Annotated in this window: 8 protein-coding genes; all 8 read right to left on the bottom strand. The window is 53.3% G+C overall.

What is annotated here, in order from left to right:
* Positions 1–246: 246 nt before the first annotated feature.
* On the bottom strand, positions 247–1,347 hold the full coding sequence (locus tag H5U02_13265) for a protein arginine kinase (protein MBC7343391.1): 1,101 nt from the start codon (positions 1,345–1,347) through the stop codon (positions 247–249).
* On the bottom strand, positions 1,316–1,840 hold the full coding sequence (locus H5U02_13260) for a UvrB/UvrC motif-containing protein (protein ID MBC7343390.1): 525 nt from the start codon (positions 1,838–1,840) through the stop codon (positions 1,316–1,318). The genes H5U02_13265 and H5U02_13260 overlap by 32 nt, the downstream gene beginning before the upstream one ends.
* 29 nt (positions 1,841–1,869) lie before the next feature.
* Positions 1,870–2,337, bottom strand: coding sequence for a CtsR family transcriptional regulator (locus H5U02_13255; GenBank protein MBC7343389.1), 468 nt, complete (start codon positions 2,335–2,337; stop codon positions 1,870–1,872).
* A 202-nt stretch (positions 2,338–2,539) separates the two neighbouring features.
* Positions 2,540–3,565 carry a Holliday junction branch migration DNA helicase RuvB gene (gene ruvB / locus H5U02_13250; protein MBC7343388.1) on the bottom strand — a complete coding sequence of 342 codons (1,026 nt, stop codon included), beginning with the start codon at positions 3,563–3,565 and terminating at the stop codon, positions 2,540–2,542.
* A 23-nt stretch (positions 3,566–3,588) separates the two neighbouring features.
* Positions 3,589–4,239 carry a hypothetical protein gene (locus H5U02_13245; GenBank protein MBC7343387.1) on the bottom strand — a complete coding sequence of 217 codons (651 nt, stop codon included), beginning with the start codon at positions 4,237–4,239 and terminating at the stop codon, positions 3,589–3,591.
* Positions 4,236–4,742, bottom strand: a complete 507-nt coding sequence (ruvC, locus tag H5U02_13240) for a crossover junction endodeoxyribonuclease RuvC (GenBank protein MBC7343386.1) — start codon at positions 4,740–4,742, stop codon at positions 4,236–4,238. Before ruvC ends, H5U02_13245 begins: the two co-directional genes overlap by 4 nt.
* Positions 4,743–4,785: 43 nt before the next feature.
* Positions 4,786–5,583, bottom strand: a complete 798-nt coding sequence (locus H5U02_13235) for an N-acetylmuramoyl-L-alanine amidase (protein ID MBC7343385.1) — start codon at positions 5,581–5,583, stop codon at positions 4,786–4,788.
* Positions 5,584–5,668: 85 nt separating this feature from the next.
* The coding region (locus tag H5U02_13230) for a lysine--tRNA ligase (GenBank protein MBC7343384.1) at positions 5,669–6,362 on the bottom strand (694 nt) is incomplete at its 5' end.

Raw genomic sequence — 6,362 nt, 5'->3', positions numbered from 1 at the left:
CCTCGCCCTTCGGCGGGGTTCCCGGCCAATTCGACCTCCTGTCTCAAGAGGCCGGCCTCGGACGTCCTGTCCTCGGCCCCGCCTCCGGGCTCGGTCTCGCCGACGTCTCGCGAGGCTCGCCCAAAGTCGCCTTGCGCCAGCATCCTCGGCATTTTCATGCTTCTTTCGGATGCACCTGTGTACTACTAACTAAATAACTCACAGTGGAGCCAAATGGGTTACAGTTGACCAGGTATTGCATCTTAACTAGTTTCCGCCAAGATGTTGCCGAATAATTCGTGCTCTCTCTATATCTCGTTCTTCAGCGGTCATCTCTCTTCCCATGACCTTCTGCAGAAAAGCAGGCTGAATTAGGACCAACAACTGGTTCAGCTGGCGAGCATCTAATCCCTCGATCAATTTGAGGTCAACGCCAAGACGAACTTGAGAAAGCAACGACAAGGCTTCTTCGGTACTTATGACGTGAGCATACCGCAGCAACCCATAAGCCCTGCCCACCTGATCTCGCAGGCGCTCCCCTTGGGATCGCCGAATGTTCTCCCTGAGTTCGCGCTCCTGATCGATAATCTGCTTGGCGACGTTGCTCAAGTGAGCCAGTACTTCTTCTTCATCCACTCCCAACGTAACCTGGTTAGATATTTGGAACAGGTTACCGGTGGCCTGGCTGCCTTCACCATATAGGCCCCGCACCGTTAATCCTACCTGAGTCAAAGCCCCCAATACCGGATCGGCTTTTTTGGTCATCACCAAGGCTGGAAGGTGCACCATAACTGATGCTCTTAGCCCTGTGCCTACGTTGGTGGGGCAAGCGGTAAGATAGCCATAGTTTTCATCAAAGGCAAAGTTTAGCTCCTTTTCCAAAGCATCATCGATGGCCGTAGCTGCTCGCCAAGCTTCGTGCAACTGCAAAGCTGGCAGCAAGCACTGCAGGCGAATATGATCTTCCTCATTGATCATAATGCTGACCGATTCATCGTCCCGCAGGGCTACCGCTTGGTGCCTACTATCAGCAGCAGCGTGCTGGGGGCTGATTAGGTGTTTCTCCACCAACGCCTGCCGATCAATTAAAGGCAAATCGGCCATTTCCACCAGATGCAGAATACCGGCAGCTTTAACCACACCTGGACTGCGTATGGCTTTCCCTATCGAGTCTACCACCTGGGCCGCCCCTGGCCCTGACAGCAAACTGGGGAAAGGGTATCCGCTCAGATTTCGAGCTAAACGTACCCGGCTGGAAATGGCAATATCAGCATGGGGACCTGAACCCTCGAGCCATTTGCTGTGAACGCTAACCACAACCTCACCCCCTAAAGGCCTAAAGGCGCCCTTCCAAGGCCCGGATCTGATCTCGCACTTGGGCAGCTCTTTCGAATTCTTCTTTCTCCACCAGTTCCGCCAAAAGAGCTCGGAGCCGCTCCAAATCCTTTTTGACCTTGATGGTATCAGCGCCTCGAGCTGGAACCTTGCCGGTATGGCGAGTATGCCCATGAATGCGGCGTACCAGAGAGCGTAGCTGCTCGCCGAAATATTGGTAACACTTACTACAACCTAGCCTCCCAGTTTTCTGGAATTGTTCATAAGTCAGGCCGCATTCTTGGCACCTTAATTGCCGCTCAGTTTTTGTGTGCCCAGCTCCCGAACTGCCTTCCCAACTTACATCTGGGCTCAACAGGCTGGCCAAGAACTGGGGTACAGAAAAATTGGGCCAAAACTTGATGCCCAGTTCCTGCTGGTACTGGCGGGCACATTCTTCGCAGAGGTCCAAGTCCGATTGCTTGCCATTCACGATCCGAGTGATATGCACCGTAGCCGGGCGCTTACCACACTCTTGACACAACATAACAACCCCGCCTTCCCAAAACTTTTATCCTAAAAATCCTCCCGCAACAAAGTTAAGAGCATGGAACGAAGGATACTGGCGCGCACCAGGTCTCGCTCCGGCAAGGGTAGGGGCAAACTTTCGGCCCTGATAACTGCTCGCATCAGCAGCCGTTCCCTTTGGCTGAGAAAGCCTTCTTCCCACAACCTTTCAATTAGTCCTTCTCCCGCCTGTTGCGAAACCATTCGACCCAAGCTTTGGTCGATAAGCTGCCGTAGCTCCCGCTCCCCCTCCAAGGGAATTCTAACTATGCGCACGTAACCCCCGCCGCCGCGACGGCTCTCCACCAAATAGCCCTGCTTGGGGCTAAAACGGGTAGCCAACACATAGTTGATTTGGGAGGGGACGCAAGCAAAGGTGTCGGCCAAGCAATGCCTCTGGATTTCAATTATCCCCTGTTCGCTTTCCGCCAGCCGCTCTTTCAAGTAGCGCTCAATCCGATCTGCCAGACTGGCCATATAATCCCCCCTCAATCACCATATCTGACCTTAACTTACCTTTTGACTTTCTTTGACCTTATTTTGATCAATAAGCCTGGGGAAATCAAACTCTTCTTACCCCTATTTTTTCCCGCCTAAAGGCATATTAACCGGAAAAGACGGTATTATGATTTCGTTCCTCCGAAAATGGTAAGCTTTCTTCCAAATTTAATCATGGAAACTAGGACCAAATGGTCTGTTGGGCGGGCTTGATACCGCTACCGTAACCTAAGTGCTGAATGGCCATCTCCGTAGCTCGCCGCCCACTGGGTGTCCGCGTCAAGAAGCCAGCTTTTAACAAAAAAGGCTCTACCATGTCCCGAAGCATATCAACTTCTTCGTTGAGGGTAGCCGCCAGGGCTTCAATTCCCACTGGCCCCCCCTGATAGATTTCAATTATGGTCCGTAAGAGCCGCCGGTCAAACTCATCTAGTCCCCGATCATCTATCCCTTCCAGTTGCAAGGCTTCAGCAGCTAAGGCAGCGGTTATCCGGCCGTCCCCTTTAACTTGAGCATAGTCTCGTACCCGTTTTAAAAGGCGATTGGCAATTCGGGGCGTGCCCCGAGAACAGTATGCGATGCGGGCAGCTGCTTCCCTCTCGATCTCCACCCCGAGGATGCGAGCAGAACGGTTTACGATCATTTCTAATTCGTTGGGCGGATAGAAGTCCAAATGGTGAAGAATGCCAAAACGTTCCCTTAGCGGTGCCGAAATTAGGCCAGCCCGAGTGGTGGCTCCAACCAAAGTAAAAGGCTTGAGGTTGATTTTGATGGTTTTGGCAAATGCCCCCTTATCGATGACAAAATCTACCCGGAAATCCTCCATGGCCGGATAAAGGAATTCCTCCACCGGCCGGGGCAAGCGGTGAATCTCATCGATAAAAAGGATATCTCCCGCGTCGAGGTTGGTGAGAATGCCCAACAAATCCCCGCTCCTCTCGATAGCCGGACCAGAGGTGCAAATAATGTTAGTATGCATCTCGCGGCTGATTATGTGGGCCAAAGTAGTCTTCCCCAAGCCGGGAGGGCCATAGAGCAAAACATGGTCAAGGGATTCGCCGCGCTCCTTAGCAGCCATAAGGGAAATCTCCAGCCGTCGCTTCAACTCCTGCTGGCCTATGTACTCCTTTAGGCTGCTGGGGCGCAAGCTTACTTCGCCCGTATCTTCTTGGGCCAGATGCCCGTCTACCAACCGCTCCCGTGGCACCTTTTTCCCCCCACGCTTAGCTCCTAGCTAGGCTTTCGGTAAATGTGCTCAATAATTTCTTCAGCCGAACGAAAGCCAATATTGCTGGCTAGAGCTCTCTGTATCATCCCTTTCGCTTCTGTAGCCGAATAACCCAAGCGAGCGAGAATTTCCTGAGCTTCAGCCACCACTTCCCCGCTTACGGTCGACGTCTGCGACTCCGGTTTGCTAACATCCACCCCGTCTGCGTTCGGAGACGCAGCTGCAGCAAAGGCAGCAACTTTGCCTGCCAATTCCGCCACTATCTGCCTCGCACCCTTTTCACCCACATTTCTTAGCGAGGTTAGCACCTTGATATCGTTATCTTCAATAGCTCGAGCTACTACCGGCACCGGCAAAGTCAACGCCTCCAAAGCCCGGGCTGGGCCCATATTCTTAACTGTAGTCAAGAGTTTAAAAAACTCTAGCTCCTGTTCACTTAAGAAACCAATTATTACCGGCCTAAGCGGCGCTCCGGCCATGCCTCCCTCCAGGAATTCCAGAGTATGGAGCTTAATCTCCTGCCCTAAGGAATACTGGAGAAGCTGTTGGCGCTGGTAAGCAGCCAAAAGCACCTCGTATACTAAGCCGCCTACCCGGACTAGAATCCCCCGGGGAATAAACTCCTCAATCTGTCCATAAATGCGAGCTATCATAACCCTATCTCCAAATCTCTTTGCCTTTGAAGATAGCAAAGGGCCAGGGCGCAAGCATCAGCTACGTGGTCGGGCTTAATCACTTCCGGCCAATTGAGAGCTGCTCGCACCATTCCCTGCACTTGGGCCTTACTGGCCCGGCCGCGTCCGGTTAAAGCCTTTTTCACTTCGGTCGGACTATAGGTATCAGGTTGAACGCACTTTTGAGCAGCCGCCAAGAGGCAAATAGCCCGGACTTGTCCCACCAACAACGCTGCTTTGGGGGTCAGGCTATTAGCAAAGGCAGCCTCAATCGCTACCCGGTGCGGCCGAAACTCCTCCATAGCTTCCATTAACCCGCGATAAATCTCCTGAAGACGGTGAGCCATGCTGTCCCGAGCAGCAGTGTGGATTATGCCACCTTCGACCAGCACTGGCTTTCGGTCGCGCAACTCCAGTACCGCATAACCAGTGTGGGCTAGTCCCGGATCGATACCCATCACCCGAAGAGAGTGGACGCTCAATCTTCTCACCTAGGCTGATTATACCATATCCGCCAGCTTACCCCTAGGTTTTAATCTTATGCCAACCGTCCCGAAAGTGAACGTACAGGCCCTCCCCTTCGTAACCGTCACCATACCAAAGACCACCCGGCTGGTTGGGCATAGGTCCATTCAATGGCAACACGATGTAGTTGATGCTTAGGCTACCTCTACTATTGGCAGATATGGGACCCCCAACCGGTTGGGACGGCTCCGGCTGGGATGGCTGTGGGGATGGCCCTAGCTCTGGAGATGGCTCAGGAGTTTGGGGCGGCTGGGGGTGAGACGCTGAAGGGGCCAGGTACGGCAGACCAAAGTAACTAACCAACCCCCGCACCAAGGCTTCAGCAATGGCCTGGGGCTGCTCCATAATCCACTTAGCATCTTCGGGGTTAGTGTGGAAGCCTAGTTCAACAATGGCGGCCGGAGCTCTGGTTTTCCGAAGTTCAGCTAAAGAAGAACTGCCTTTGATCCCCCGATCTCGGCCGGGCGAGAGCGGCGCAATTTCCCGATAGAGGGCATCCGCAAGCTTTTTCCCACGTGCGCTTCCTGGAAAGTACCAGACCTCAGTCCCTTGAGCCTGGGGAGAAGAAGCGGCATTGGAGTGAATAGCTAGGTGAATGTCGGCGCGCTTCTGGTTGGAATCGGCTATTACCTGCGCTAGAGTCATGGAAGGACGGTTACGAAAAACGGTGAGTCCGTGCGCTTGCAAGCGGGGCACCATAAAATCAGCAATGATATTCATTCGGTACTCTTCGTTGCCATAATCGCCAACCCCCAAGTTAGCCTGCTGGATGGAAGGAGAAAGGTAAACGCTGGGCACAAACATCCCTCCTGGTCAACCCATTCGCCGGCATGGCCGGCTACTAAACAATATATGTCGGCAAAGCCAGGAGGTCCCGGTTTGATTACTCTCCTTCCTCCCGCGGCCTTAAGGTGGGAAACAAGATCACATCCCGGATGGAAGGAGAATCGGTGAGGATCATCACCAGCCTGTCGACGCCAATTCCTAAACCCCCTGCCGGCGGCATCCCGTACTCGAGGGCCTGCAAGAAATCCTCGTCCAAGCGATGAGCCTCATCATCTCCGGCTAGCCGCTCTCGCTCCTGAGCGAGGAATCTCTCTCTTTGATCCAAAGGATCGTTGAGTTCACTAAAGGCATTGGCAGTCTCCCTAGCAGCTATAAATGCCTCAAACCGGTAGGTCAACCTAGGATCTTCAGCCTTCTTTTTGGCCAAAGGTGATATCTCCAGCGGATAATCCTTGATAAAAACCGGCTGCACCAAATGGGGCTCAACCTTCTCCTCAAACACCTCATTCACTATCTTGCCCCAAGTCCAGCTGGGATGGATTTCCACCCCCAGGTTCTGGGCTGCTGCCCGAGCATCCGCAGATTCCCGTAGCACACCAAAATCCACCCCGGTATACTGTTTGATTGCCTCTAGCATAGTCAACCGAGGCCAAGGTGGATCAAGGTTAATCACTGTCCCCTGATAAGTGACTGCGGTAGTGCCCAGCGCCTCCTGGGCTATGTAGGCTACCATATATTCGGTCAGCCGCATCATATCCTCATAGTCAGCGTAGGCCTGATAACATTCCATC

The organism is Clostridia bacterium (assembly GCA_014360065.1).
Taxonomy (GTDB): Bacteria; Bacillota; DSM-521; order Neomoorellales; family JACIYF01; genus JACIYF01.
Note: the sequence above shows the minus strand (reverse complement) of the source record. Positions and strands in the feature narration are given on the sequence as shown.